The sequence below is a fragment of the Thermosynechococcus sp. genome, assembly GCF_046299655.1.
Classification (GTDB): domain Bacteria; phylum Cyanobacteriota; class Cyanobacteriia; order Thermosynechococcales; family Thermosynechococcaceae; genus Thermosynechococcus.
Genome location: NZ_JBKBHZ010000011.1, coordinates 1 through 25,319, shown reverse-complemented (window position 1 = coordinate 25,319; position 25,319 = coordinate 1). Strand labels below are relative to the sequence as shown.

24 protein-coding genes and 1 pseudogene are annotated in these 25,319 nt (G+C 50.6%); 14 read left to right on the top strand and 11 right to left on the bottom strand.

Going from position 1 to position 25,319, the window contains the following annotated elements:
• The first annotated feature begins 20 nt into the window (after nucleotides 1-20).
• The gene (locus tag ACK4HN_RS08480) at nucleotides 21-3,314 is read left to right on the top strand and encodes a tubulin-like doman-containing protein (RefSeq protein WP_409869230.1); all 3,294 of its coding nucleotides are present in this window, start codon (nucleotides 21-23) and stop codon (nucleotides 3,312-3,314) included.
• A 77-nt stretch (nucleotides 3,315-3,391) separates the two neighbouring features.
• The gene (locus ACK4HN_RS08475) at nucleotides 3,392-3,859 is read left to right on the top strand and encodes a type IV pilin-like G/H family protein (protein ID WP_409869231.1); all 468 of its coding nucleotides are present in this window, start codon (nucleotides 3,392-3,394) and stop codon (nucleotides 3,857-3,859) included.
• On the opposite strand, the gene ACK4HN_RS08470 is transcribed toward ACK4HN_RS08475, so the two are convergent.
• Nucleotides 3,856-4,233 (bottom strand): ArsR/SmtB family transcription factor, encoded by a 378-nt coding sequence (locus tag ACK4HN_RS08470; protein WP_409869232.1) that lies wholly within the window; start codon nucleotides 4,231-4,233, stop codon nucleotides 3,856-3,858. The genes ACK4HN_RS08475 and ACK4HN_RS08470 overlap by 4 nt on opposite strands.
• Nucleotides 4,234-4,349: 116 nt before the next feature.
• On the opposite strand from ACK4HN_RS08470, the gene ACK4HN_RS08465 reads away from it, so the two are divergent.
• On the top strand, nucleotides 4,350-4,517 hold the full coding sequence (locus tag ACK4HN_RS08465) for a metallothionein (RefSeq protein ID WP_409869233.1): 168 nt from the start codon (nucleotides 4,350-4,352) through the stop codon (nucleotides 4,515-4,517).
• Here the strand turns inward: ACK4HN_RS08465 and ACK4HN_RS08460 are convergent.
• The 3 genes from ACK4HN_RS08460 to ACK4HN_RS08450 are packed head-to-tail and all read right to left on the bottom strand — an operon-like array spanning nucleotide 4,514 to nucleotide 6,707.
• Nucleotides 4,514-5,509, bottom strand: coding sequence for a glycosyltransferase family 2 protein (locus ACK4HN_RS08460; RefSeq protein WP_409877503.1), 996 nt, complete (start codon nucleotides 5,507-5,509; stop codon nucleotides 4,514-4,516). The genes ACK4HN_RS08465 and ACK4HN_RS08460 overlap by 4 nt on opposite strands.
• A complete protein-coding gene (locus ACK4HN_RS08455; protein ID WP_409877502.1) occupies nucleotides 5,506-6,285 on the bottom strand; it encodes a glycosyltransferase in 780 nt (259 codons plus the stop codon). The genes ACK4HN_RS08460 and ACK4HN_RS08455 overlap by 4 nt, the downstream gene beginning before the upstream one ends.
• Before the next feature lie 2 nt (nucleotides 6,286-6,287).
• Nucleotides 6,288-6,707 (bottom strand): DUF4168 domain-containing protein, encoded by a 420-nt coding sequence (locus tag ACK4HN_RS08450; RefSeq protein WP_409877500.1) that lies wholly within the window; start codon nucleotides 6,705-6,707, stop codon nucleotides 6,288-6,290.
• 321 nt (nucleotides 6,708-7,028) lie between these two features.
• Here ACK4HN_RS08450 and psaC point away from each other — a divergent pair, with 321 nt between their 5' ends.
• Complete coding sequence (gene psaC, locus ACK4HN_RS08445; protein WP_011056855.1) at nucleotides 7,029-7,274, top strand: photosystem I iron-sulfur center protein PsaC; 246 nt, start codon at nucleotides 7,029-7,031, stop codon at nucleotides 7,272-7,274.
• A gap of 120 nt (nucleotides 7,275-7,394) precedes the next feature.
• On the opposite strand, the gene ACK4HN_RS08440 is transcribed toward psaC, so the two are convergent.
• Nucleotides 7,395-7,673: a hypothetical protein gene (locus ACK4HN_RS08440; RefSeq protein ID WP_409877499.1), complete on the bottom strand. Its 279-nt coding sequence runs from the start codon at nucleotides 7,671-7,673 to the stop codon at nucleotides 7,395-7,397.
• 219 nt (nucleotides 7,674-7,892) lie between these two features.
• Between ACK4HN_RS08440 and ACK4HN_RS08435 the strand changes: the two genes are divergently transcribed.
• The 4 genes from ACK4HN_RS08435 (at nucleotide 7,893) to ACK4HN_RS08420 (ending at nucleotide 13,610) form a co-directional block, all read left to right on the top strand.
• Complete coding sequence (locus ACK4HN_RS08435; protein WP_409877498.1) at nucleotides 7,893-8,354, top strand: type IV pilin protein; 462 nt, start codon at nucleotides 7,893-7,895, stop codon at nucleotides 8,352-8,354.
• Nucleotides 8,355-8,465: 111 nt separating this feature from the next.
• Nucleotides 8,466-11,852: a glycosyltransferase gene (locus ACK4HN_RS08430; protein WP_409877497.1), complete on the top strand. Its 3,387-nt coding sequence runs from the start codon at nucleotides 8,466-8,468 to the stop codon at nucleotides 11,850-11,852.
• Between the two features lie 198 nt (nucleotides 11,853-12,050).
• On the top strand, nucleotides 12,051-12,347 hold the full coding sequence (gene petF1, locus ACK4HN_RS08425; RefSeq protein ID WP_011056851.1) for a ferredoxin PetF1: 297 nt from the start codon (nucleotides 12,051-12,053) through the stop codon (nucleotides 12,345-12,347).
• Between the two features lie 117 nt (nucleotides 12,348-12,464).
• Nucleotides 12,465-13,610, top strand: coding sequence for a GNAT family N-acetyltransferase (locus ACK4HN_RS08420; protein WP_409877495.1), 1,146 nt, complete (start codon nucleotides 12,465-12,467; stop codon nucleotides 13,608-13,610).
• Here the strand turns inward: ACK4HN_RS08420 and ACK4HN_RS08415 are convergent.
• The 4 genes from ACK4HN_RS08415 to ACK4HN_RS08400 form a co-directional block, all read right to left on the bottom strand.
• Nucleotides 13,607-14,350 carry a hypothetical protein gene (locus ACK4HN_RS08415; RefSeq protein ID WP_409870295.1) on the bottom strand — a complete coding sequence of 248 codons (744 nt, stop codon included), beginning with the start codon at nucleotides 14,348-14,350 and terminating at the stop codon, nucleotides 13,607-13,609. The genes ACK4HN_RS08420 and ACK4HN_RS08415 overlap by 4 nt on opposite strands.
• A 41-nt stretch (nucleotides 14,351-14,391) precedes the next feature.
• Nucleotides 14,392-15,867 carry a hypothetical protein gene (locus ACK4HN_RS08410; protein WP_409877494.1) on the bottom strand — a complete coding sequence of 492 codons (1,476 nt, stop codon included), beginning with the start codon at nucleotides 15,865-15,867 and terminating at the stop codon, nucleotides 14,392-14,394.
• Nucleotides 15,868-15,947: 80 nt separating this feature from the next.
• Nucleotides 15,948-17,504: a DUF697 domain-containing protein gene (locus ACK4HN_RS08405; protein ID WP_409870291.1), complete on the bottom strand. Its 1,557-nt coding sequence runs from the start codon at nucleotides 17,502-17,504 to the stop codon at nucleotides 15,948-15,950.
• Nucleotides 17,501-17,884, bottom strand: a complete 384-nt coding sequence (locus ACK4HN_RS08400) for a hypothetical protein (protein WP_409870289.1) — start codon at nucleotides 17,882-17,884, stop codon at nucleotides 17,501-17,503. The genes ACK4HN_RS08405 and ACK4HN_RS08400 overlap by 4 nt, the downstream gene beginning before the upstream one ends.
• A gap of 202 nt (nucleotides 17,885-18,086) precedes the next feature.
• Here ACK4HN_RS08400 and gatA point away from each other — a divergent pair, with 202 nt between their 5' ends.
• The 5 genes and pseudogenes from gatA (at nucleotide 18,087) to ACK4HN_RS08375 (ending at nucleotide 23,327) form a co-directional block, all read left to right on the top strand.
• The gene (gene gatA, locus ACK4HN_RS08395) at nucleotides 18,087-19,535 is read left to right on the top strand and encodes an Asp-tRNA(Asn)/Glu-tRNA(Gln) amidotransferase subunit GatA (protein WP_409870287.1); all 1,449 of its coding nucleotides are present in this window, start codon (nucleotides 18,087-18,089) and stop codon (nucleotides 19,533-19,535) included.
• A gap of 678 nt (nucleotides 19,536-20,213) precedes the next feature.
• On the top strand, nucleotides 20,214-21,380 hold the full coding sequence (rpoD, locus tag ACK4HN_RS08390; RefSeq protein WP_409877493.1) for an RNA polymerase sigma factor RpoD: 1,167 nt from the start codon (nucleotides 20,214-20,216) through the stop codon (nucleotides 21,378-21,380).
• 10 nt (nucleotides 21,381-21,390) lie between these two features.
• The gene (locus ACK4HN_RS08385) at nucleotides 21,391-21,723 is read left to right on the top strand and encodes a hypothetical protein (protein WP_409877492.1); all 333 of its coding nucleotides are present in this window, start codon (nucleotides 21,391-21,393) and stop codon (nucleotides 21,721-21,723) included.
• Nucleotides 21,724-21,815: 92 nt separating this feature from the next.
• Nucleotides 21,816-22,109: pseudogene (locus ACK4HN_RS08380) on the top strand (PQQ-dependent sugar dehydrogenase); the annotation flags it as partial.
• Between the two features lie 348 nt (nucleotides 22,110-22,457).
• Entirely contained in the window at nucleotides 22,458-23,327 is an 870-nt protein-coding gene (locus ACK4HN_RS08375) for a hypothetical protein (protein ID WP_409877491.1), read from the top strand.
• 238 nt (nucleotides 23,328-23,565) lie between these two features.
• Here ACK4HN_RS08375 and ACK4HN_RS08370 read toward each other — a convergent pair whose 3' ends face one another.
• Nucleotides 23,566-23,832, bottom strand: a complete 267-nt coding sequence (locus tag ACK4HN_RS08370) for an Asr1405/Asl0597 family protein (protein ID WP_409877490.1) — start codon at nucleotides 23,830-23,832, stop codon at nucleotides 23,566-23,568.
• Nucleotides 23,833-23,937: 105 nt separating this feature from the next.
• Here ACK4HN_RS08370 and ACK4HN_RS08365 point away from each other — a divergent pair, with 105 nt between their 5' ends.
• On the top strand, nucleotides 23,938-24,468 hold the full coding sequence (locus ACK4HN_RS08365; protein WP_409877489.1) for a Dps family protein: 531 nt from the start codon (nucleotides 23,938-23,940) through the stop codon (nucleotides 24,466-24,468).
• Nucleotides 24,469-24,603: 135 nt separating this feature from the next.
• Here ACK4HN_RS08365 and ACK4HN_RS08360 read toward each other — a convergent pair.
• Nucleotides 24,604-25,319: lipoyl synthase (locus ACK4HN_RS08360; RefSeq protein WP_409877488.1), on the bottom strand; the 716-nt coding region annotated here is incomplete at its 5' end.

Here is a 25,319-nt window from a genome sequence, read left to right as displayed (position 1 = left end):
TTGCGGCGGAGAGAGCAACCATGCCTGCACAGGTGGAAGAAAAATCAATTGTACCGACTGTAGTTGTGGGAGTGGGGGGCACAGGCATCGAGGTGCTATCGCGGGTGCGGCGACTGGTGGAGGAAACCTACGGCAGCCTGAAACAGTTTCCCGTGATTAGCTTCCTTGCCATTGATACCGATCGCGACTACAAAGTGAGCAACCCCCTCGCCGCTGGCTCTCCCCTCAAGGACAACGAAAAGCACTGGGCCAGTGTCAGTGGCAAAAACGTGCAGCAAATCATTCAAAACCTTGACAACTACCCGTGGATTGCCTCTTGGTTTCCCAAGGAACTGGAGCGCAACATTACCGCCCTAGAGGCTGGGGCAGGTCAAATTCGGGCCTGTGGTCGGTTTGCCTTCTTTTGCAACTACCATGCGATTCAACAAAAGTTCCAAGCGGCTAGCGATCGCGTCAAAGGCCATGAGAGTTTCATGCAAAGCCGCTACGGCCTCAAGGTGAACAACAGCAGCCTCAATGTCTTTATTACGGGTTCCCTCTCTGGGGGCACCGGCAGCGGCATGCTCATTGACTTGGGTTATTGTGTCCGCCACTGGCTGAAGGGGCAGTCTAGCCCCTTGGTCACGGGAATTGTCCCCATGCCCGATGCCTTTGCGGCCATTAGTGTTGGCGATCGCGTGCTGGCCAATGGCTATGCCGCCCTCATGGAACTCAGTTACTTTGCCGACTACCGTACCGAGTATGTGGCGCAATTTAGTAGCAGCCTCAGCGACGAAGTGCGCTACAACTGTCCTCCCTTTGACTTTACCTACCTTGTGGGCACCAAAAATGGCGAGAGTGAATTCAAGCTGGATGAGATCCGCGAGATGATTGCCCAAAATATCTTTTTGGATCTCACTTCTGACTTTGCTCCCCACAAGCGCTCCATTCGCGACAACATTAAAGCAGCTTGGGCCTCTCAGGATGCGGGCGGTCGGGGCTATCCCAAAAGCTTTATGGCCTTTGGCCTCTCCAGTGTCGAAATTCCCATTGCCCAAATTCGCGCCTCCTTGACCTATCGCCTCTGCCAAGACTTCATCAACTGGTGGCTGAATGAATCGGTGCAACTGCCGCCGCAACTTTTGGAAGTGACCCAGAGCCTCCTAAAACCCATGAACTTGCTGGATATAGATTTGGTGCTGGCCTTGGCGGCAGCGGGCGATCGCCCCTATATGCAGGAAATTTCCCGCTGGGTTAACGATCTCCGCAATCAAATTAGCCGTGAAAACCTCCTTGAATGTACCCAGCAAGGGGTCGGGGGTATGATTGGTGCCGAAAGAGGCAAAATTTTGCAGTTTGTGCCTTGGCTCAGTGAACAGGTGGACAATTACCGCGCTGACCACTTGCGCGAACTTAGCCCCGATGAGCGCCTCCACGGTGACTTTTTGCAGCGCATGTACGACAACCGCAATCGAATTATCCAGCAGGCTCGCCAAAGTCTTGAGGAGGAGTTCTACCGCATTGTTGAAGATCGCAATCGGGGGCTGAAGTTTGCCCATGCCTTTCTGGGGCAAATTCGCCAAATTTTTATCAGCCAGAAGGAAAAATATGACCGCGAAATCCAGCAAACTTGGCAACCCAATATCACCAATCGTCAGCGACAGTACGAAAATGCCCTTCAGGACATCAACCACTTCAGCAATCTCTTTGGCATCTCCAAACAAGCAAAAATGGAGGAATTTTGCCAGCAGGCTCTAGAAGGAATTGAGGGCAGTTTCAATGCCACCATTCAAGCCAAAGCTCGCTTTCTGGCCAAAGAGGTGATGGACAAACTGGAGGAATGGCTGCAAGGGATGGAGGCACGTCTTGCCAAGCTCAACCAGCGGCTCCTCAATTTACGGGATGGTTTCAAGGCGATGGCCGATAGTCAAGCGGATAGTGCCGATGCCCTGCGGATCAATGGGGTGAAGCTCTACGATCGCCAAGAACTCAATGGCCTTTATCAAGACCTTGTCGAGCGGTATGCGGGCGCCAATACCGGTCCTGAATCCGCCTTCACGATTGGTTTGAATCAACTCTGCACTACAACGGCAACAACGGTGTTGCAGGAAGCGAGTCCCCTCTGGAAGGAAACCCGCGCTGCCAATGAGGTGATGCGTCTTTTGGATTTGGCGCAACTGGCAGATGTTCAAGAAAGTGACCTGCGGGAGATTATCCAAGAAACCGTACGGCGCACCGTGCAAAATGCCCCAGAAGAAAGCCGCCTTATGCGGGATCTGACCGCCTGCGATCGCCTGTTGCAGTTCTATCGCAACGATGAAGCGGAGATCCTTAATGCCCTGCGCATGGCCTACCAAAAATCAAAGCCACTGCTATTACTGTCCCAAGCGGTCATGAGTGGCCGCGATGCCGGCTTTACGCCTTCAGTAAATACCAACATTGCCATTGTCGGCGGTGAAAATACGGCGGATTTAGCGGCCAAAAAACTCATTCCCCTGCTCAAGAACCTCGTCAAACCCAATGGCCAGAGCATTACCAGTGATGACATTAAGCCCTTGGGCGATCGCGAACGCCACCGCATTGTCTTTGTCCAAGAGATGGGGGGCTTTTCCCTGCGCTGTATTGAGGGCATGCCCGAACTGCGCCAGTCCTACCAAGATTGGCGAGGCCAAATGATTAGCGCCAAACGCGCCCGCCTGCGGGGAGAAAACCGTGATCTGCCCATCCCCGTACATCTGCAAAAGGATCCCCCCTTCTGGGATGTCTTTCCAGAGAACCCACAAATTCTAAAACTGGTGGTGATTGCTCGCGCCCTGAATGTCCTCAAACAAGCAGAAAACCGCGCCACCCGCGAAGCCACCATCCGCTACACCCGCCATACTGCTGTTGGCCTTGAAGATGTGGACATTGCCGCTAACTGGGAGGAAGTCACCCAAGTCTTGGAGGTACTAGCCTGCCGTCCCGACTTAGAGGAAATTCAGCGCCAAGTGACCGTCATCCTCAAGGCAGCGGAAACCCCAGAACAAAAACAAGCCCTCTACGCCCATTTACTGCACTACTTGAAGCAACGCGAGGAAGAACTCCACAGATCCGGGGGACGCGATAGCCTTGAATACAAGCGAGAAGCCGCCATTCTCCAAGAGGTGATCCAGACCTATCAATTGGCTCAAGGAACCCTCGCGCCCGTTGAGCCTGAACCACCTGCGCCTCAAACTCCTGTTTCAGGGAGTGCTTCTGGCTTAGAACAACTACAACAATTGACAACGATGTACCAGCAGGGGCTACTCTCAGAGGCAGAGTTCCAAGCCGCCAAGAAAAAACTGCTAGGACTTTAGGACAGATCTTTGTAATTTTACGGAGATCTGGGGGAACACTTTTAGGGTAAAGATGAGTCCAAGACTGGAGCACTCCGATGTCTCCCTATCGTACTAATCTGCCTTGGCTTTACAGATCCCTCATCGTCTCAAAAGGCTTTACCCTCATCGAACTGCTCGTCGTTGTCATTATTATTGCCATTTTGGCGGCGATCGCTTTGCCCTCCATGTTGAGTCAAGCCACAAAAGCCCGTGAATCCCAAGCCAAAACCAACATTGGGGCAGTCAACCGTGCCCAGCAAGCCTACCGTTTAGCCAATCCCACATTCACTACCGATATCGCAAGTTTACAAATTGGTTTCAGTGATACGCCTGACTATGACTACGCGATCACCGTTGCAAATAGTGAGTATACTGAATTCAAAGCCACCCCTGAGCGCCAAGAGTTGCGAGCCTTTACTGGCTGTACCTACGCGGTCGTCTCAACCTTGACCACAACCCAAATTTTAGAGGCCACTCCCACGGGTTCAACGACTGCCACACCTCCCACTTGTCCTACCCCTTAGGGAGGGTCTGATTCTTCCTCTTCTAGGTGTTCTGCCACTGCCTTGTAGAGCGCTAACACGTGGTGATCTAAAAGTTGGTAAAACACATGTCGTCCTTGGCGACGAAAGCTAACCAGTCGCATTGCCTTGAGTATCCGTAATTGGTGGGATACAGCAGATTCACTCATTTCCAGAGCCACAGCAATATCCCCCACACAAAACTCCCCTTCCGCGAGTAAGGCGACAATTCGCAGGCGGTTGGCGTCAGCGAGTAGGCCAAAAAATTGCGCCATTCGTTGGGCTTTTTCTGGGGAGAGCAGGCGATCGCTCGCCTTTGCCAACGCTTCCGGGTGATGGGGATGAGGAGCAGCAATAATTTTAGTTTTAGAATTCATACTTCCATCATAGGTGCTCCCCAAACGATAACTAATTGACACTTGAACATTTATTCAGATATATTAAGGGAGAGGGAAAGTCTCCCTCTCTGGGGTTAGCTATTGGAGAAAAAGCCATGACAACCGTTACCCAAATGAAATGTGCCTGTCCTCACTGCCTGTGCATTGTCTCCCTCAGCGAGGCGATCATGGTTGAGGGCAAGCCTTACTGCTCCGAAGTCTGTGCCAGCGGCACCTGCAAAGAAAGCGGTGGCTGCGGCCATACGGGCTGTAGCTGTGGCTAAAACCAGCTAGTTTCCCGAAAAAATAAAGGACGCCCTTCTCTAGCAGAAGAAACGCGCTGGGCTTGTTGTCGCTGATGTTGATGGCGGAGGGACTTAATTTGGTTTAAGAGACCTCTTGGCAAAACACTCAACAAGGCCAGCGCAGCCATTGTTTTATAGCATTTCCCCCACCACGCCAGACGTAGCAGCGTCATTACATTTACTGTAGCGTGTTGAATTTTTGCATTGGTTAAAGTAGCTAGCGCTATCCGCTGAAAGCACGCTCGAATACCCCCATAGTGACGACTAGGTGTTTCCTGAGAATGCAAAAGTTCTACTAAAAAAGGCAAGGAAGCAGGAATGGAAAGTTTTTGAGGTTCACCGCAGCGATTCTCTGCATCCTGATTGTAGATTGCCGTCACTGTTGCTTCATGGGCAACAGGAAATCGCAGGGCCAATTTGCACCAAGCAATGTAGTCCTCATTGAGTTTCACACCCACTGGAAAACCACCTACAGCCAATAAATGCTCTTTTCGCACGCAACAGGTTGAGGAATTAACAATACTTAATCCCTTGGCATAGGCTTCAAAGAAGGGATCGACAATTCCTCGCCATCCGCTTGAAAAAGGAGAAGGGGGTAAGTGGTACTTGACATTGCGGCGAACAACACAAAAAGTACTCCACAGAGAGGCTGCTGGAAAATCTCGGATTAACTTTTGCAGCGTTGCTAAATGCTCAGGCAACCACTCATCGTCCGCATCCAGAAAAGCAACGTACGGTTGAGTGGCTGCTGCCACCCCGCGATTGCGGGCGGCACTTACCCCTTGGTTAGTCTGTTGAATCAAACGCACACCGCGCCCCGTAAACTTCTGAACAATTGCCGCACTCCCGTCCGTTGAGCCATCGTCCACAACAATTACTTCAGCCGCTGGACTGGTTTGCTGCAAGACACTCTCCAGAGTATGACCAATGTGGGCAGCCTTGTTGTACAGAGGAATAACGACAGAAATCATACTCTTTGTTCCTGAATGCGAGGCCAGCATCTTATCAAGCGATAGAGCAGCAGCAACGTTGAGAGCACCAGTGAATGACCTAATTTAACTTGAATACGATATGATTCCACAATCCAGCCCAGTGCATCGCGGCCGCTTGTGCCTTGGAGACCATAGCGCCCTGCAATAAAGTCTCTAAAGACAACGCTTGCTCCTTGACGTATGGCTTGCAAAATGAATAACTCATCTCCTTTTATAGGAAAGTAACGAGAGTATTCCCCCACTTCTTTGTGCAAGTCTCGCCGAATGGCTAGACCTACAGCATGGCCAGTTACATAGGCATGCATTCCCCATAGCCATTCCCAAGCAGGTTGTCGAATGCCTGCAATAAGTTGATCACCGCGGTAGTAGCAAGCCGTAACCAAATCTGCCCCAGTTTCTGCACATGCTCTTTTGTAATTGGCAACGGCTTCAGGAAACAGGACATCGTCTGCGCCCACAACGACATAGTAGTCTCCCGAGGCGAGTTTGATAGCACGGTTGAATGCATCATAAATTCCAAAGTCTGGCCGTGAATCCACCTTCACTGTTTTGAGTTGGGATTTTGCTTTGTCTATTAGTTCCAAGGTTCGGTCTGTGGAGTTGCCATCGGCCACCACCCACTCGAAATCGGCATCTGTTTGAGCTGCCAAGGAAGCAATCAGGTTAGGAAGGTCAGCCTCGGCATTATAGGTCGCTGTAATAATACTCAGACTAGGGGGCATAAGGTTATTGACTTGACTTGTTAAAGGCAGCAAAGCTAGTGTTGCTTTAATCGCAATATTTCAGCCTGAACCCGTTGGCTCAAAGCCCTGTCCTGCTGTGTCCGCCGTGTAATCCCATTGAATTGCTCTATGGTCATATTATACTTTTTCAGCACCTGCATGGCCTCGCGCATGTAGTTGGCGCAAATGGTTTCTAGGCCAATGGGGATATTTTGGGGATTCATGCCAAAGCAAGCGTTGCGGGGAACTTGACCTTGAAAAGCTGTTTGAGCCTGGCGATAGTATTTTTGGCGGATAGGTTCAATTTCCAGAACGACGCGGGCGTAGTTTGCGATCTCCCACGGAGCAGTCACCTCTGGACGTGGGGCAGTCTGAGCCAAGGAACGAAGTAAAGGCACGGGCGTCAGCAGCAGACCTGCACTACATAAAATAAGGGGCAACCACTTCCAAGACATTACCACCACACACAGGAGATGCGACTACACTGTACTTGGAATCCCTAGAATCCCTTCAAGTTCCTCAGCGCCGGGAAGCACTACGGATTAAAAACTGTTTTGGCTAAGACTAAGGGCATAATGGGTAAATTTACCAGACTTTACAAAAAAGTTACATTCTTTGAAGTTTGCTCATTCAGCCTGCCCAGCAATCAAGCACTGCGGTATCCTAAATCTCGGTATTTATCTCCAGACTGCCCTTATTGTCGTAGCTTAGGGGCTTCCTGAGTTGGCGGCAGGGCATCTACCTGTCATCCTGATTGTTTTAGGAGCGGTTATTCCATGGCTCACACTGTCAAAATTTACGATACTTGCATTGGCTGCACCCAGTGTGTGCGGGCCTGCCCCACCGATGTGCTGGAAATGGTGCCTTGGGATGGTTGCAAAGCGGGTCAAATTGCCTCCTCCCCCCGCACGGAAGATTGTGTTGGCTGCAAACGCTGCGAAACGGCCTGCCCTACGGACTTTTTGAGCATTCGCGTTTATCTCGGTGCAGAAACCACCCGCAGCATGGGGTTGGCCTACTAATCTCCCCTTTTGGGAAACTTTATCAAATTCTTGATTGGGCTTGAGGCAGTATCTCCAGGTCTCAAGTCTTTTATTTGTTTTTATTTGTCGTATCTACCCGAACTTGTGCTCACCTGCCGATCAGGGCTGATCTTCACTGCTGAGGCGGTTTTGCAAGTCATCCACTGCTTCATTGATTTGGGCAATTTTCGCCTCCAGCTCTAGCCGCATTGACTCCATCAAATTGTCATCACTGCCATTGAGGGGAGCAGCTTTATTCCTCTTCAACCGTCCAAGGTCACTCGTGCCTGCTTCGCTCAATCTATCCTTGACTAAGAGTGTGACGAGGGAACCCGCAATGCCACCAAAGAGGGCGCCTGCCAGAAATCCCCAACCAAAGCCATTGCCACGGTTATTCATAAAGAGACTGATGAGGCTTGATAACTATAGACTAGCCTACTGCACATAAGGCGAAGATACCACGGGGGCAAGCAGATTGGGAATGACGCCTACCGAGGGGACTCCAGTAGTAGCAGGAAAAAAATCGGAAACTTTTTAGCAGGGGTGTTAATTTTGCCGCAGCAGGTGGGTATGTTATGGCTAGAGGCCAATATGTCTTGACCTAAGGAGTCTCAAAATATGAAAACCGAACTGAAAGCCAAATTCCTTCAGCACCTGCTGGCCAAGAAAAAAGCCGATGAAGGCTTCACCCTCATTGAGCTGCTGGTGGTGGTGATTATCATCGGTATCCTTGCCGCCATCGCCCTGCCCTCAATGCTCAACCAAGCCAACAAAGCCCGTCTATCCGCTGCCAAAAACGCTGCTGGTGCTGTCAACCGTGCGCAGCAGGCCTATCGCTTGGAGAAAACTAGCTTTGCTGAGAATGTGACCCAGTTGGGGGTAGGCAGCTCCATTACTGCTGTTGAGGGATACAAAGTAGCAATGGCCGGTGGAAGTCCGCAGACAGCGCAGATTGCCCTTACTGCCGATGATAGTGCGGGTACAGGTGTTCAAGGCTGTGTTACTGCTAGCAACGGTACAACAAGTGCAACTGTGGTCGTAGGCAGTAGTAATAACGCACCTACTAATTGCTCATCATAAATCTTACAGAGAGCACAGTTAAATCCTGAAGTGTTGAACTTAGCTAGGAAAAATCTTCCTAGCTTTTTTGTATACTTAATATTATATGTTGACCACCAGCTAGCAACATCTATGCGTTTACTTTTTGTTGATCCTTCGCCACTCTCGTATACAGTTGAGACACCCAAAGAAAGCCCTTTGGGAGGATCACAGTCAGCACTTTGCTACTTGCTACTTACCCTCCATGAGAAAGGGCATGAGGTCTTTCTAGCTAACAAGTGTCAAAAAATCACCATTGTTGAAGGGATTCTTCATCTACCTCTCTTTGCCCTTTCCAAAGAAAGTTTAACTTCTATTTACCCTGATGTTTGTGTTGTACTCAACAGTGCTTTTTGTATTGAAGAGCTGCGCACAGTACTACCTCCAAGTACTAGTTTGCTCTTGTGGATACAACATCATGTAGATCAACCAGCAGCTCAAAGCTTAAAAGATTCTAGAATCATCTCCCTAATAGATCGTATTATCGTTGTTAGTGAGTGGCAGCGGCACCAGTATCTAAGCGAGTTTAAGATTGATCCCAATATGCTAGTTGTCTTACGCAATGCCGTTAGCCCATGTTTTGAACATCTATTTTCCCCAGAAGAATCAATTCTTCAACACAAGTTACCCACTGTAAGGCTTGCTTATACCAGTACTCCTTTTCGTGGCCTAGACCAGTTAGCACAAGTTTATCCAAGGCTCTACCAACGCTACCCCAATCTAGAGTTAGAAGTTTATTCCAGTATGAAAGTTTATCAAGTCAGTCCTGCCGAGGATCAATGGCAAGCACTCTATGAAAAATTCAAAGAGCTTCCAAGAGTTAACTACTACGGCTCTTGTTCCCAGAGAGGATTAGCAGAAGCCTTAAAAAAAGTTGCTATTTTGAGTTATCCTAATACCTTTCCTGAAACCTCCTGTATTGCTGTTCTTGAAGCAATGGCCAGCGGTTGTTTTATTGTCACATCTAGACTGGGTGCACTTCCGGAAACAACGGCAGGGTTTGCAGAACTTGTGGAATTCACTACTGATTGGCCAATCTATCAAGCAAATTATGAGCAGTCGCTGGGACGAGTTATAGAGCAATTTTCCTGTCCGGAAAATCATCTCAAATTAGAAAGTCATTTACAAGCTCAAGTCAACTATATCCACGAGCACTATACTTGGCGTCGGCGTGCAGATGAATGGATCACTGCCTTAGAGTTTATAATTAATAATCAACTTACTTTAATCACCGCTAAGGACTGGGAAAATCGCCTTGAATTTTATCTAAAACATGAGAAATATCAGTTAGTCATTGATGTTTGTGTTGAATTGATTGAAAAATTTCCTGAGGAGATTATTTGGTTTGCTTACCAAGGTGCTGCATATATTCTACAAGGAAAAGAAACAGAAGCACAATTGTTATGGTCTTTTTATATGACTGATTGCCCCGAGGAGCAGTATCTTAAAGCTGCTCACGCTTGGTCTAAGATATTGGTGAACTTAGCAAATCACGAAAAGTTTGCATTAGAGAGTAGATTTGCGCTTGCAAGTTATGCCTATGACTTTCAAGCCACCATTGAAACGTTTATTCCTCTTTTAGGTGTATCTATTGCACTACCTTTACCCTCTGATGATATTAAATCTTTGATTAGCAGTTTCAATAGCCTTTGCCTTGAAAATATTGAAATAGCAGAAGATGATAAAAAATCTATTTTAGGAATACTGAAGAAACTGTTGGTCGAATATGAAACTGACGAAGAAACTAATAAATTAATCGAAAACTGGGCATGTCAATTTAACTTACGGAAGGAAATCAGTCATTTACTATTTGAGTTGATCCTGAATGATCCAGAAAAAAACGCAAAAAAATTAGCAGGAACCTACATGAAAATATCGGAGGTTGAATTCGCTGCCTATCACTTTCTGGCTTCAGCCCTGACTAGGTCAAGGTCAAAGTCACCAGAGCTAGCTTTAGTTTGTGCTAACTCACTTTTAGAAGATTCCCTGAGTTTGACTGCCGTTGGCAAAGACATAGCTTTGAGCTGTAAAATAAACGTTTTACAAACCTATAAGTACAATGTACAACTCTCACAACAAATCGATCATCTGTGGAGAGAGTGGCTAAATAACAATGATAATCTTAAAAAATATTATCAACAATTAAACGAAAATAACGTTACTTTTCCCACTTTATTTTATACTGTTTCTTCTTACTTTATATTAACACATTATATTGATCAACCAAGTTTTCTAAAGCCAATCTTTAACCACAGAAACCAAAAAACTCAAGAAAAAGCTTCTCTTTTTTGCCAACTTAATAAATATCGGCGCGCAAGGACGATTTTTTCGGGCAACTCTGAGCCTAGAAAAATAAAAGTTGGCTTCATTGGTGTTTGCTTTAAGACACACCCTGCCGGCAATCAAATCCGCTCCTTTATCCGCTTGCGGAACAGAGAAAGCCTTACATTATACGCCTACAGTGTTGAGTATAGAAAAGAGTTATCTGATGGCATGCGTGAATGGTTCAAGGCTTCTTTCGATCACTTTCGTTCTCTTTCAGAGCCGGATGCAGAAAAAATAGCAACTACCATATATGAGGATGATTTAGATATCCTAATTGATCTTGATAGCTGCACTATTGATATGTCTTGGATGACTCTCCATCTTAAGCCGGCACCGGTACAAGCAACATGGGTGGGATTTGATGCCAGTGGCATACCGACGGTGGATTACTTTATCGTTGACCCCTATGTTCTTCCGGAGGGAGCACAAGCATGGTACACAGAGACACTGTGGCGATTGCCGGATTGCTATCTCTCCCTCGATGGCTATGAGGTTGCAAATAAAACCGGCATTCGTGACCAACTGGGTCTGAGTGCCGATACAGTAGTTTTCATGTGTGCCCAACGAGCTAGCAAAATTCAACCCGAAATACTCAGGCTACAATTTGCAATTGTTGAAGCAGTTCCTAATGCGGTTCTCATTGTGAAGTACCATAGTGGCAGCTCTACTTTTGAAGAGTGGTGTCGCAGTGTTGCTGAAGCTCACGGCTTTGACCTGAATAAGCTTTATTTTCTCACCCCTAACCCGCCGGAAATTCACCGTGCCAATTTCTACGATGTGGATGTGGTCTTGGATACCTATCCCTATGCAGGGGGTGGCATGAGTCTCGAAGCCCTCTGGTTGGAGGTGCCGATTGTAACGAAGGTGGGGCAGCAGTTTGTGGCTCGCCATACTTACACTTTCTTGAAAAATGTGGGCGTGGAGGAGGGAATTGCTTGGACCGATGCGGAGTATGTGAATTGGGGAATTCGTTTTGGCACCGAGCCAGATCTGCGGCAGCGGGTGAGTTGGAAGCTGCGCCAAGCCAAACGCCGTGCCCCGTTGTGGAATCCCCAACGCTTTAGCCGTGAGATGGAGCAAGCCCTAACGGCCATGGTGCATCGGTATCGGACAGGGGAGTTGGTGGTGCCGCCGCGTCATCAAGTTGGAGAATAGAGCCAGTCATCGAGTTGGCTTAATTTTCTCCATAGGGTTCAATGTCTATAAGTATTTCAGATACCTTGGCAGCCTCAAATTACGAAAACGATACAAAGAGGAACTTGAATCCAACCATCAAGGCTGGGGTTTTCCCCTAGTATCTAAATTGGAGCGTGATGGCTCCCTGCCTTTTCCATACATGAGAGGACAAGATTCATGGCAACCTATAAAGTAACGCTCGTACGTCCTGATGGAAGCGAAACAACGATTGACGTACCCGAAGATGAGTACATTCTGGATGTCGCTGAGGAGCAAGGTCTAGATCTGCCCTTCTCCTGCCGTGCCGGTGCTTGCTCCACCTGTGCCGGTAAGTTGCTGGAAGGGGAAGTGGATCAGTCGGATCAGTCCTTCTTGGATGATGATCAAATCGAGAAGGGCTTTGTGCTCACCTGTGTGGCCTATCCCCGCTCTGACTGCAAAATCCTCACCAACCAAGAGGAAGAACTCTACTAGAGCAATTTTGCACAATTTATCTTGCTGGGGCGGTTGTCGTTGGGCATCGCCCCCTTTATTTTGAAGCTGGAGTCCCTAAGATAGCCCTAAGATAAGAGTAGTGATTGGTGCCCGCTAATGGTTTCCGACTTGCCTCCCACTGATGATTTGATGATCCGTCCCTTGGCCTATCGGGATGTGGAGGTGGTACAACAGCGGCTGTGCCATGAGGGAGTACACGATCAGCCCTTTGGCCTACCCTTCTTTGGAGACGGACAAATGACCTCACCGCTGCATCTGTTGCAGTGGCTCATGGGGATGAGCAAGCAGCGCATTTATGTGGCAGAGCGGGACAATCAACTATTGGGCGTTGTTCAAGTAGCTCCCTTTAATGAAAATCGCACTACATGGCAGGTGCAGCAACTGGCTGCTCAAGAGTTTACGGAGGTGGGGACACAACTCCTGCGCCACTGTTTTAGTAGTATTATCGAAGCCCGCACATGGATGGTGGAAATCAATATTGACCGCCGCGAGGCACTAGACCTCTACCGTCAAAATGGTTTTCAACCTTTGGCGCATCTCACCTACTGGCAAATTTCAGCAGATCAGTTAGCAGCACTGGCCGAGGGCACCCCTTGCTTGCCTAATCTGCTGAAGGTTACAAATGCCGATGCCCGGTTGCTGCATGAGTTGGATACGATGTCCATGCCGGCCTTAGTGCGCCAAGTGTTTAATCGCCACTATCGGGATTTTCAGATCAATCTATTGGATTGGCTCCACCACCATTTGGCCGGTTGGTGGCAACAGGTGCAAGTGCATCGTGCCTATGTGTTTGAACCGCAGCGCAAGGTGGCGATCGCTACCTATACACTCCATGCCACCCAAGATGGCCACACCCCCCATTGGCTAGACCTCACGGTGCATCCAGCTTATACCCACCTGTATCCAGAGATTTTGACCCATATCGCCCAGTTGGTCCAGTCTTACCCTGCAGCTCCCCTCTTACTCTCTTCTACGGACTATCAAGGGGAGCGGGAAGCCTACCTCGAAAGCTGGGCGGAACCCATCCGTCGCAGTTTGATGATGTCCCGCTCGGTGTGGCACAAGGTGCGGGAGGTGCGATCGCCCCTGCCGGAAGGCTTGACCCTATCAGAAGTGCTGCAAGGTCTGCAAACCCATCGCCGCCCACAACCCGGTCAGATTAATACCAAAGAGGGAGCACAGGCCTATTACCACAAGAATCCACCCGAAAATACGACGTCGCCCCCGGAAGCCCAATCCTAATCTTGGGAGAGGGAAATTTCTGAGGTTTCAGTATAGCCTTGGAGGGCTTGCAGGAGACGCTGGATTGCGGTTTCGTTGTCGAGAAGTAACCGTTCAGGTTCAGCAACAGCCGTGCGCTGGGTGAGCTGTGGTAGATTTGCGAGGGGTTGACCGTAGGTATTGCCCTTGGTAGCCAGCGGTGGGCTTTGGGGTAGGGGATTGAGGAAGCTAATTTGCTCGGGCAGGTAAAAGATGGGTTGCAGTTGCTCTAGGGGGAAGGTGCCGTAGCCTTGGGCATCCGCTGGATGGTGTTGCCAATAGTCCAAGAGGGTCTGGCGATCGCAAAAACCCAACATCTGTGCCTGACGGCGATCGCGATCTAAGCCAACGGCAACCGCCAAATCGGCGTTGATCACCCCCAAAAATGTCGGGCAATGGATTCGCAGCGTCTCCCCCTGCTCCACGGGATAAATCGACAACTGCACCCCCTCCAAGTTCAGATCCGCAATGTCCACAAGGTCAAGAATCTCTGGCTGCTCACACCAAGTCGTACTCAAGGTTAGATCATCGGGCAGATCATCCAGATTATCCTGCTTACTGGGAACACCCTCATTTTCCCACCAGTCTATGAACGAATAAAGTGCTACCAAATAGGGCAGCACCTGCTGTTGCCGACTAGGATGACATCCCCGAAGCACCGCATGGGCAGCATCTAGGATCAGGGAACGAATGGGAACAGTCGGTGCCAAAGCGGAAATCATAGCTGTTGTTGTCCAAACCAAGTACGAAGGGGCAAGGCCGTTTAGGGGAGATAGTAAATGCCGTTTTGCTCACACCACTGGGCAAGCTTAGCCTCTATTTGCTCATCAATTTGTTTGGCGGTGCAGAGGCCACGGGCATAGTCGGGATGAATTTCACGGCGGGTTTGCCGTCGTTGGTGGGGGCTGGGGATTGATTGGGTTTCATACCATCGCCTCATCCATTGCGGAATCTGGGGATCTTGAAAGAATTTACGGTAGAGCCACAGGCGATATTCACGACCAAGGCAGCGGGAAATCGTAGGCTGGCTAACAAAGAGTTCGCGGGCAATTTCCGCTTGGGTACGGCGACGCTCACACCAATCCCTCACCCAGGTCGGCGTCTGCGGATCATTGAGAAACTCCACCATACACTCCACCCCTTGGCCATTACTGGTTGGCAGTGTGCGGCTATCGGGGTAGTTGTCAATCCATTCTTGGTTGCTGTCGGTGGAGCAAATGTTCAACGAGCGGGTGGACTGCACATAGCGTCCCAGAATACGCCGCACCTGTTGATGAATCTCGCGGGTGTACTCCATCGTCCAGCCCAAGAGTTGGGCAATGTGCTGGCGCAAGCGAGCCGTCGAAGCACGGATACGGGGATCAGTAATTTCCGTTTGCACAATCGTAATCAACTGCGCGCAGGCTTTGGGATCAATCTCCCGCTGTACCTCAGGGGGTGCTGCTTGATAGCGATCTTGAAAGACTTGCAGGGCACGGTTGTCATAAAAAAGCAGCTCGTCGGCCTCGCGCTTGAGGAGTTTGCGTTTTTCATCCGCCAGTTTATTGCTGATGACCGTGCGCACCCATGCTTCAAAGGTGGGACGACCATGGCCGGTGGCTCCAAAGGGCTTGAGGGGGTCAAAGGATTTCATGGCTTCCCAGAGCCAGCCGATGAGGTTACTTTGGCATTGCTCGGGATCAGAGGTACCCAGACACACACTACGCAACAGATCGCGGTACTCGTGGCGAAACTGAGGGGATAGGAGAACCGTTGCGCCAAGTTCTTGGCGTAGGCACTGGATAAAGAAGGCAAGGAAACACTCGGCTTCTGTGAGTTCGGGAGAGGGATTGCGGTTGGCTAGGGCTGGGCGACTAAAGGCGAGCACCAGTTGCTTGAGGGGTTGATTATACTGGCCACGATTGAGGCGATCGTACTCATCTTGAATGACAGTGGCGGGAATTTGCAGTAACCGCTGCACCGTTTTTTGCACTGCCTGCTGTTGCAGTTGATCACTGCTCAGGTTTTCGAGGCAGCGAGGAAAGAGGCGAAAATAGGCTTCCACTAGACGTTGGAGATAGCCGCCGCGTTGACTCAGATGGGTATCAATGTTGCGCTCGAGGATGGTTCGCAGGGCTTGAGAGAGGGGCTTCATCACAGCGGGCGATCGCTCCCCAGCCAAATAACGAGACCGAGCCGCCTGCAATAACTGCGGCAGTTGTTCCACCTCAAGATCAGGACTGCGGGTCGAGAGACTCATCCGAAATCGGCAACATGAAAATAATTACTCAACATAGTAGCGGTTTTTGCCGATGTCCTTGGGACAATTGTTGGAATCGCTTAAGATAGCTCTTCCTCATGGGATAAGGGGGGTTTCAGGGTCTCAGGAATCACGGTTCCCAGTTGTGTGGGTAAGCGGGCGATCGCCTGCTGTACAAAGGAACGAATAAATTCATCGCGGCGATTGAGCTGAAACTGCCGTTGCACCACTTCACCCATGCCGCCATCCCCCCAGTCTTGGTTGTGGCGAAAATACTCAATAAAACTTTTACCAGCAATGCGAGTGAGGTAGGCGGCGGTAATTCCTTGGACGGCTTTGCCCACCACCAGCCCCCCAACACTCAACTGGAGAGCCGTCCCCACCAAATTCATGGCGCCTTTGACTATGCCAAGACTAGCAAGGGTTTTACCCAAAGAAAGGGCCAATTCACGGGCGCGATCGCGATTCAGCTCACAGCCATAGACCTTGCCAATTTCCATCACCATTTGGGCATTCACGGCGGCGGCAGCCAGCAAATCCACCACAGGAATCGGCGTGACACAAACGACACCGGCACTAATCCACTGGTAGCGCTCCACTACCTTATCCGCTTGGCGGCGGCGTTGCTGATCAATGATTTTGCGCGCCTGCTCCCCTAGGCGTTGAGACTGCAAGAGGATATTGTCTGCCACTAGGTCATCCCCTTCCTCGCGGAGAATGGCACTCATGCGCCGAATCAGGGGCCAGATATGGGGTTCGGGTTCTAACCACTCTCCTGTCTCAAGGCGAATCGGTTGGGGACGGGCGGCAATACCCACGACATCCTGGGGCGGAATCAACCCCTTAACTCGCTGCCGTAAATGGCGCAGCAGAGCCAATTGATCGGCCTCGGAGCGCAGGTCAATTTTATTGAGAACCAAGAGCGATCGCTTGCCCATTTCCACTAAGTTGACCAAGGGGGTATATTCTGACTGGCGCAAGTCATCATCCAGCACAAAAAGGAGTAAGTCTGCTTCTGCAGCCAGTTGGCGGGCTAATTGCTCGCGGTAGGTGCCAGCGACACCCGCTTCCAAGATGCCGGGGGTGTCAGTAATCAGAATTTCTTGATCCGTATGGGGCAGCCAAAAGCGATAGGTTTGCCCCACCTCCGTCGTGCCCATCGTTGGCGCCACTTCCCCCACCATCTCCCCCATGAGGGCATTGACCAGAGAGGTTTTACCCGCTGAACCGGTGCCAAAGACAACAATGCGCAACTCTTGGCGGTAAAAATCCTCTTCTAGCTCCCGTGCCCGTGCCAAGAGCGCCTGCCGTGCCACCTCATCTTCAATTTGACTCAGTTGTTGCCGTAGGGCTTTGAGATTTTCAGCGGCAGCCTCCGTTTTATCAAGGGGGGCTTGGGGCATAGTGGTGGCAGGCTTGTGCTTGCCCTTGCGTTCTAGTAAATACAGGTAGCGAAAGAAAGTATAGAGCAGTCCCCCCAATAGACCAATGAAAATCAGCACCAAGAGATTGGCTAAAAAGGGCGCCGTAAAAGCCACCTGCACGTAGAGCCACGTGAGTGCCGATATCAACCAGAGGATGAGCACCAGAATGGCGCTGAATCCCAATAGTGGCCAAAACCAACGCTTGGGGGTCATGGCAGATATTTCATCAAACGTTGCAAGACGGGCAATTTCAGCGATCGCCCCTGCCACAAGCGTACCATCAGCCCCAAATTCAGCAGAAAGTAGGCGGATCCCCAGAGACTATTCAAGAAAAGTAACAGGCCATGATGCAAAGACTGGGCTTCGCTGACACTGGTCGCCCCATTCAGTAGTCCATAGCCCAACAGCCAAATCAGACCTATCAGCAGGGCAAGGCGACTGACATGGCGGGTTTGGCGATCGCTCCCGCGGCGACTCAACTGCCATAGAGCCGGAATCATGCCAAAAATGGGCAGCAAATAAACAAAGAACCACAATCGCTGCAATGTTGGATTGGTAAAGGCTTCCCGATCTACGGGGTCGAGCGGCTCCATTAAGCACTTCCCAAGGGCATGAGCACCGTCGTCAGGGATTCTTGATTCCTAATATATCGCTGATTTGCCAGAGACAGCCCCACGCCAAAGCCGTTGATCTTGAGCCATAAATCATCAACCACATTGCTAAACTTAAGAGTGGCTTATTTGCGGTAGTGCCCGCGATCGCCAGTGTTGCGTTATCACTAGGGAATCTACATTTATGTCAGTGATTCAGGAGCTACACCGTCAACTCGTTCGCAAAGAACGCTCCGCCACTGAAATCACCCAAGCCTATTTAGACCGTATTGCTCAGGTGGAGCCAACGCTCCATAGCTTTTTAACCGTGACGGGCGATCGCGCCCTTGCCCAAGCAGCGGAGGTGGACAAACGCCTTGCTGCCGGTGAAGAGATTGGATTACTCACAGGGATTCCCCTAGCCATCAAGGATAACCTTTGCACCTACGGCGTCCGCACCACCTGTGCCTCTAAGATGCTGGAGCACTTTGTGCCCCCCTATGAGTCCACCGTGACCCAAAAATTGCAAGCCGCTGGCGCGATTATGCTGGGCAAAACCAATCTCGATGAATTTGCCATGGGCAGCTCCACCGAAAACTCTGCTTTTGGGTTCACGGCCAATCCTTGGAATCCAGAGCGAGTTTCTGGGGGATCCTCCGGCGGATCCGCTGCTGCTGTTGCGGCTGGGGAATGTGCTGCTGCCCTTGGTTCCGATACGGGGGGATCCATCCGTCAACCCGCTGCCTTTTGTGGGGTGGTCGGTCTCAAGCCCACCTATGGTTTGGTGTCGCGCTATGGTCTGGTTGCCTATGCCTCTTCCCTAGATCAAGTGGGGCCTTTGGCACCGACCGTCACTGATGCCGCGATTCTCTTAGGGGCGATCGCCGGCCATGACCCCAAGGACGCCACTAGTCTCAATGTGCCGCTTCCCGACTACACCCAAGCCTTCAAACCCGATCTCAAGGGAATGCGCATTGGCGTGATTCAAGAGACTGTGGGTGAAGGTGTGCAAGCGGAGGTGAAATCTGCCCTTGAGGCCGCCCTGAAAACTCTAGAGGAATTGGGAGCAACGGTGATAGAACTCTCTTGTCCCCGCTTTGCCTACGGCCTGCCCACCTACTACATCATTGCCCCTTCGGAAGCCTCGGCAAACCTCGCCCGCTATGATGGCGTGAACTTTGGTTTTCGTGCTGAAGGCGCCAGCGATCTCCTTGAAATGTATATGAAAACTCGCGCCCAAGGTTTTGGCGCGGAGGTGAAGCGGCGGATCATGATTGGCACCTACGCCCTTTCCGCTGGCTACTACGATGCCTACTACCTACGGGCACAAAAGGTACGCACCCTCATTAAACAAGACTTTGCCCGCGCCTTTGACCAGGTGGATGTTTTGGTCTGTCCCACCGCTCCCACCACTGCCTTCAAGGCCGGGGAGAAAACTGCTGACCCCCTAAGCATGTATCTGTCAGACTTGATGACGATTCCCGTCAACCTTGCCGGACTACCGGGCTTGAGCCTTCCCTGTGGCTTTGATCAGGAAGGGCTGCCCATTGGCCTGCAATTGATTGGCAACGTCTTACGGGAAGAGACCCTCTTTCACGTGGCCTATGCCTACGAACAGGCGACCCCTTGGCACCAGCGGCAACCATCGCTTTAGACCTTAGCCAAAACGACCCCTGGCATCGTCCATGGTGACCTGCTCTTTGGCGGAATGGCAGGCTTCTAGTTAACCATTGGGAGGGATTCTTAAAATCGCTTGCCGTTTTCTCCTACGCTCGATTGGCGCTGTGACGGCAGGGGCACTCAACAGTGCAAGCCACGATCAAGCCTTTTGTAATCATGTGTGATCAAACGTAACAGAGGCGGCCAAACAGCTATAAATTAGTTAGGCTAGAAGCAAGAAATTTCCCTATCTAGGGGTAAAGTTTTTATCCGCAAATAGTAAATTAGAATTTGTTAGGGGTTGTTGACGCGAGCGATCGTCTGCCTCAAGTTCTGGGGGAATTTATCCCTTTGCTGTGGGCAATTTCTGTTAGAGAGGCTACAATCAATAAGGTTTTAGTTAAAATTAGTCAAAAGATTCCTGCACAGTCTCAACCGCTTGCTACCGCCTGCTCCCTGGCCCCATGGGTCACACAGGAAATTTTTCAAGATGATTCAGCGGTAGAGATTCTGAATGAAGTGGAATCTAGAGTCTATTCCCCTGTTCAACCGCTTTCCTTAGCTACATTCCAATGAGTGGAATGCAGCTGACGACTATAGCGTCAGCAAAGGCAACGGTTGCCGACAATACACCGACCACACACATTTAGGGAGATTTTACGAGGACAACGGCATGACCCAAGCGAATGTACTTGACGTTTACGACCCCGCAACAGCCCCCCTTGAAGATGAGGTGGCTCTACTCAGTGACTATGGCCTTGATGCTGTAGAGATTGAGGAAGAGGAGAGCGAAGACTTTGAGGAGGTCAGCGATGATCTTGACGACAAGCCCGCAAAAGGTCGTGCCAGCCGACGGCGGACACAGGTCAAGAAAAAACATTACACCGAGGACTCGATTCGTCTCTATCTACAAGAAATTGGTCGCATTCGGCTGCTGCGTGCCGATGAGGAAATTGAACTGGCTCGCAAAATTGCCGATCTCCTAGAGATAGAGCGGGTGCGCGATCGCCTGTGCGAAAAACTGGGCTGCACCCCCGAAGAACTAGAGCGCAATCCTGAGCCTTGGGCTAAAGAACTGGGGATGACGGTGCAGGCGTTTCGCCATCGGCTCTTTGTCGGTCGCAAGGCCAAGGAAAAAATGGTGCAATCGAACCTGCGACTGGTGGTGTCAATTGCCAAAAAATACATGAACCGCGGTCTCTCCTTTCAAGACTTGATTCAAGAGGGCAGCTTAGGGCTTATCCGCGCTGCTGAGAAATTTGACCACGAAAAGGGCTATAAATTTTCCACCTACGCCACATGGTGGATTCGCCAAGCCATTACCCGTGCCATTGCCGATCAATCCCGCACCATTCGTCTGCCGGTGCACCTGTACGAAACCATTTCGCGAATTAAGAAGACCACCAAACTTCTCTCACAGGAAATGGGGCGCAAACCCACCGAAGAAGAAATTGCCGATCGCATGGAGATGACCATTGAAAAACTGCGCTTCATTGCCAAATCGGCACAACTCCCCATCTCCCTCGAAACTCCCATCGGCAAAGAGGAGGATTCCCGTTTGGGGGATTTTATTGAATCGGAAGGCGAAACTCCCGAAGAGCAAGTGTCCAAGCATCTACTGCGCGAAGATTTAGAGACTGTATTGGGCACCCTTAGCCCCCGCGAGCGAGATGTGCTAAAACTGCGGTATGGCTTGGACGATGGTCGTATGAAAACGTTAGAGGAAATCGGTCAACTCTTCAACGTGACCCGCGAGCGCATTCGCCAAATTGAGGCCAAGGCTCTGCGGAAACTGCGCCATCCCAACCGCAACAGCGTCCTCAAGGAATACATTCGCTAAGGAGTCATTTATGTTGCGTCCCCTCATTGGCTTAACTGTTGGTCTGTCTGCCACCCTTGTGGCTATGGCGCAACCCAGTCCTGCCTATGCTTGTGCCCATGGCAAAGGATTGAGTCAAGGCCTGAGTCATACCTCATTCTTTGATAGCGGCAAGCTGCCGATCGCCCTTGGGCTGGGTGCGGGCGGGATCACCGCAGCGGCAGTGGGGGTGACCCTTTGGCAACGGCGACAGCACAATAGTACCCCGGCTCCCGCTTCTGAGGCTGCTTCTTTGGAACTGCCGGTGATCCTGCCGCAGTCTGAAGATGCAGAGCATTCTGAAGATGTGACACCGATTGCTTAGTTATCCATTGATCACCTTTATCAAATTACTCCCCTCTATGGGGGCGATCGGGATACTCCTAGGGTGTCGTCCTATTGTGTAGTCGGGTACCCCGTTACTTTTATCTCACCTATGCCCATGGCACAGCATCTGCTAATCGTACTCGCCCGGCGCGTGGGTCTCCGGCGGGCGATCGCCTTGAGGAGGGGAGGATTCTCTTTCAAGTTTCCCAAGTGAAAACTGAAGGACAGCATTTTGGCTCCCGCTTGGCTTGGCTCCCCGACGGCACATTGCTCATGACCATTGGCAATGGCGGCAATCCCCCAATTCAACTGGAGGGACGATTCATTCGTGAGCAAGCCCAAAGCCACCGTAGCCATTTGGACAAAATTATCCGCCTGCGGGACTGGCGGTTTATTAGGGCGATCGCGCTCCCCAGTAGTAAGATGCCCTTTTTGGGAGTGATCTCGCCTCCCAAGATGTGCGCAAGCTTCGGGTAAATTCTAATAACACTGTTAGAACTCAAGGACGCATTCCCATTGGTCAGCGGGTGCGGGATGTGCGCTAAGACCCTGATGGCTACTTGTACGTTCTCACCGACGATGCCCAAAATGGCCGACTGTTACGTTTAATTTCTTAACATTTCGCTAAACAACTCTTTATCGCTACTTAAATACAAGCCAATATCCTTATCGAGGAATAAAAAGCAGCCACAGGTGAGGTGCGACTGCCAAATTGTGTGTTGAGGAGTGTATATGCGTTCTTGGGGGAAGCTTCTAGGGAGCGGCCTAGTTGGTTTGGGTGTCATTTTGGGATTGAACAATGCAGCCATTGGCCAGTCGTCAGCAGAGGAAATTTTAGGACCTCGAATCCAGCCCCGTGGAACGATTCGCTTCAATAGTGAAGGCGCTGGTTTTGATAACTACCTCAGTGCAGAAACATTTATCCCGTTCTTTCAACAGCAGGGTGCTAGCGTCGGCTTTTTTGAAGGCAAACTCCTCATGGCCACACCCAATACGGCCTTGGGGTACAATTTGACCCTTGGCTACCGTGCCCTGACAGGCAATCAGAGATTTGCCCTTGGTGGCTACTTATCCTACGATTTTCGCAACACGGGAGATGCAGGTTTTAACCAGCTTGGGCTTGGCCTAGAACTCTTGGGAGATGTTGATGTTCGTATAAACGGCTACATTCCCCTAGGAACTCGGCAAGTTCTTCTCAATCAAGCCGTGGGTTCAATTGCCAGCATTCAAAACAACCAGATTCTCCTTGATCGCGATCGCCTTTTCCAAGAAGCGCTTACGGGTCTTGACTTTGAAGTAGGAACCCGATTGGTTCCATTAGGTAAAGACTATCTGCGCGGTTACGCAGGTTTATACTACTACAGCGGTGAAAGTATTGCTGATTTTGTTGGCGTCCGTGCCCGTTTGGCCGCGCGCCCCATCGAATATCTCAGCCTCAGTGGACAAATAATGCTCAGTTGCAACTTGTTGTTAGCAACAATACTGTGCAAACAACGGCTGGTGGTGAAGCGTTGCGCCTGCGTGCTCAGAATACTTCTCGCCTTAATGCCACGGTCAACAACAACACCCTCACTCAAGCGAATCCTGCCACGCCCAGCGTAGAATTGCGGGCTGATAATAATGCAACACTGTGCGCTAACGTCTTCAGTAATGTGCAAACGAGTGGGGCTGGTTTCCGTTTACGACCCCAAAATGTTTTTGTCACCTTCCGAATTGTTGATAGTCTCAACCTTGGCTCTAACAATGGTGGGGTTGCTATTAATACAACTGGCGCAGGGACAGTCACTAACATTACAACTGCCACATTCAATGCAGCGCCGCCAGCAGGTTGTACATTCCCCTAATACTCAGCAGGATTGCGATATTCACTCAATTCAGTCAAGCGGCACCGCCAGCACTGTTCGAGCCAATCTATCAAAGTCGCCCGAGGTGCAGAGACTTGGCGTACCACTGACCACACCTGCAACGCGGCTAAGGGAGAGTTCACCTCGACCCTCAGGGGTTGATAGGGAGCATAGTCGCAGGGCACCTCTAGATCAATCAACCGTTGGTAGATCGGCCAGCGTAATTGCCACTTAACTGCAATAACGTAGGGGTTTATAGACATTCAATAAGCACTCCATTATTGAAAATATACGGAAAGGTAGTTTAGGATCGGGTTGTCAGAGCTAAGTCAGTTAGCTCACTAGTGTCCGCAAAGGAGCATCGTGCTATGACGACCAGTGCATTGCCACGCCAAGCGTTTGGCGAGATACGTGACACGTTTGTGTTGCTGGAGAAGGCCACCACTACCCCGGTCTGTGAGGGAATGAATCGCCTCTTGGCCAGTTTTCAAGCTTTGTATTTGCAGTACCAAAAGCATCATTTTGTTGTTGAAGGTGCAGAGTTCTACATGCTGCATCAGTTTTTCCAAGACTGCTATGAACAGGTGCAAGGCCACGTTCATGACTTGGGCGAGCGTTTGAATGGTCTGGGGGGCGTGCCTGTGGCCGGTTTCCAACAGTTGGCGGCTCTCTGCTGCTTTACCCCTGAACCGGAGGGGGCTTTCAATTGCCGGCAAATGCTCAGCAATGATTTGCAAGCGGAGCAGGCGATTATTGGGATTCTGCGGCAGCAGGCTACCCAAGCAGAAAGTTTGGGCGATCGCGCCACGGCTTATCTGTACGATCAAATCTTGCTGAAAACAGAGGAGCGCGCGTACCACATTGCTCACTTTCTGGCCAACGACAGCCTGAAGGTGTAGTGTTTCGCAATTTTGGTTAACGAAGTCTAACACAAGTTGACAGCTGTTCATAAAATGCCCCTGCCCAAGGGGTTTTTTAATGCAGATTTTTCCTACCGCTTAGCCTAGCTTAGTTGCAATTAAATTGCAATAAATTTATCCAAGGGGATTTGCTGTAGGACGCTGGCGGGGATACTGCTGCATCAGAGCACGCACCTGCTCGGCATGGTAGGAACTGCGGGTGAGGGGAGAGGACACCACCTGCAAAAAGCCCATGGATTCGCCAAGCTGCCGCCATGCTTCAAATTGCGCTGGTGGAATAAAGGCCTGCACGGGTAAGTGTTTCGGACTTGGCTGGAGATACTGGCCAATCGTGAGAATGTCGCAGCCCACTTGCCGCAGCTCCACCATCACTGCCTCCACTTCCTCAGGGGTTTCTCCCAAGCCCACCATGATTCCCGACTTTGAGTAGATCCAAGGGGCGCGATCGCGCACTCGTTGTAGCAGCTCTAGACTGCGCTGATAGTTACCTTGGGGACGCACTCGCCGATAGAGACGGGGCACGGTTTCAATATTGTGGTTGAGCACTTCTGGACTAGCGGCCAAAATTTGATCCAAGGCTTGCCAATTGCCACACAGATCGGGAATCAGGACTTCAATCGTCGTCTGGGGCGATCGCGATCGCACCGCCTCAATGGTGGCCACAAACTGAGACGCCCCTCCATCCGGCAGATCATCCCGATTCACCGAAGTAATCACGACATGATTAAGACGCAGGCGCACCACCGCTTCTGCCAGTCGCTGGGGTTCAGTGGCATCTAAGGGTAGGGGCTTTTTCGCAAAATCAATATCGCAGTAGGGGCAAGCACGAG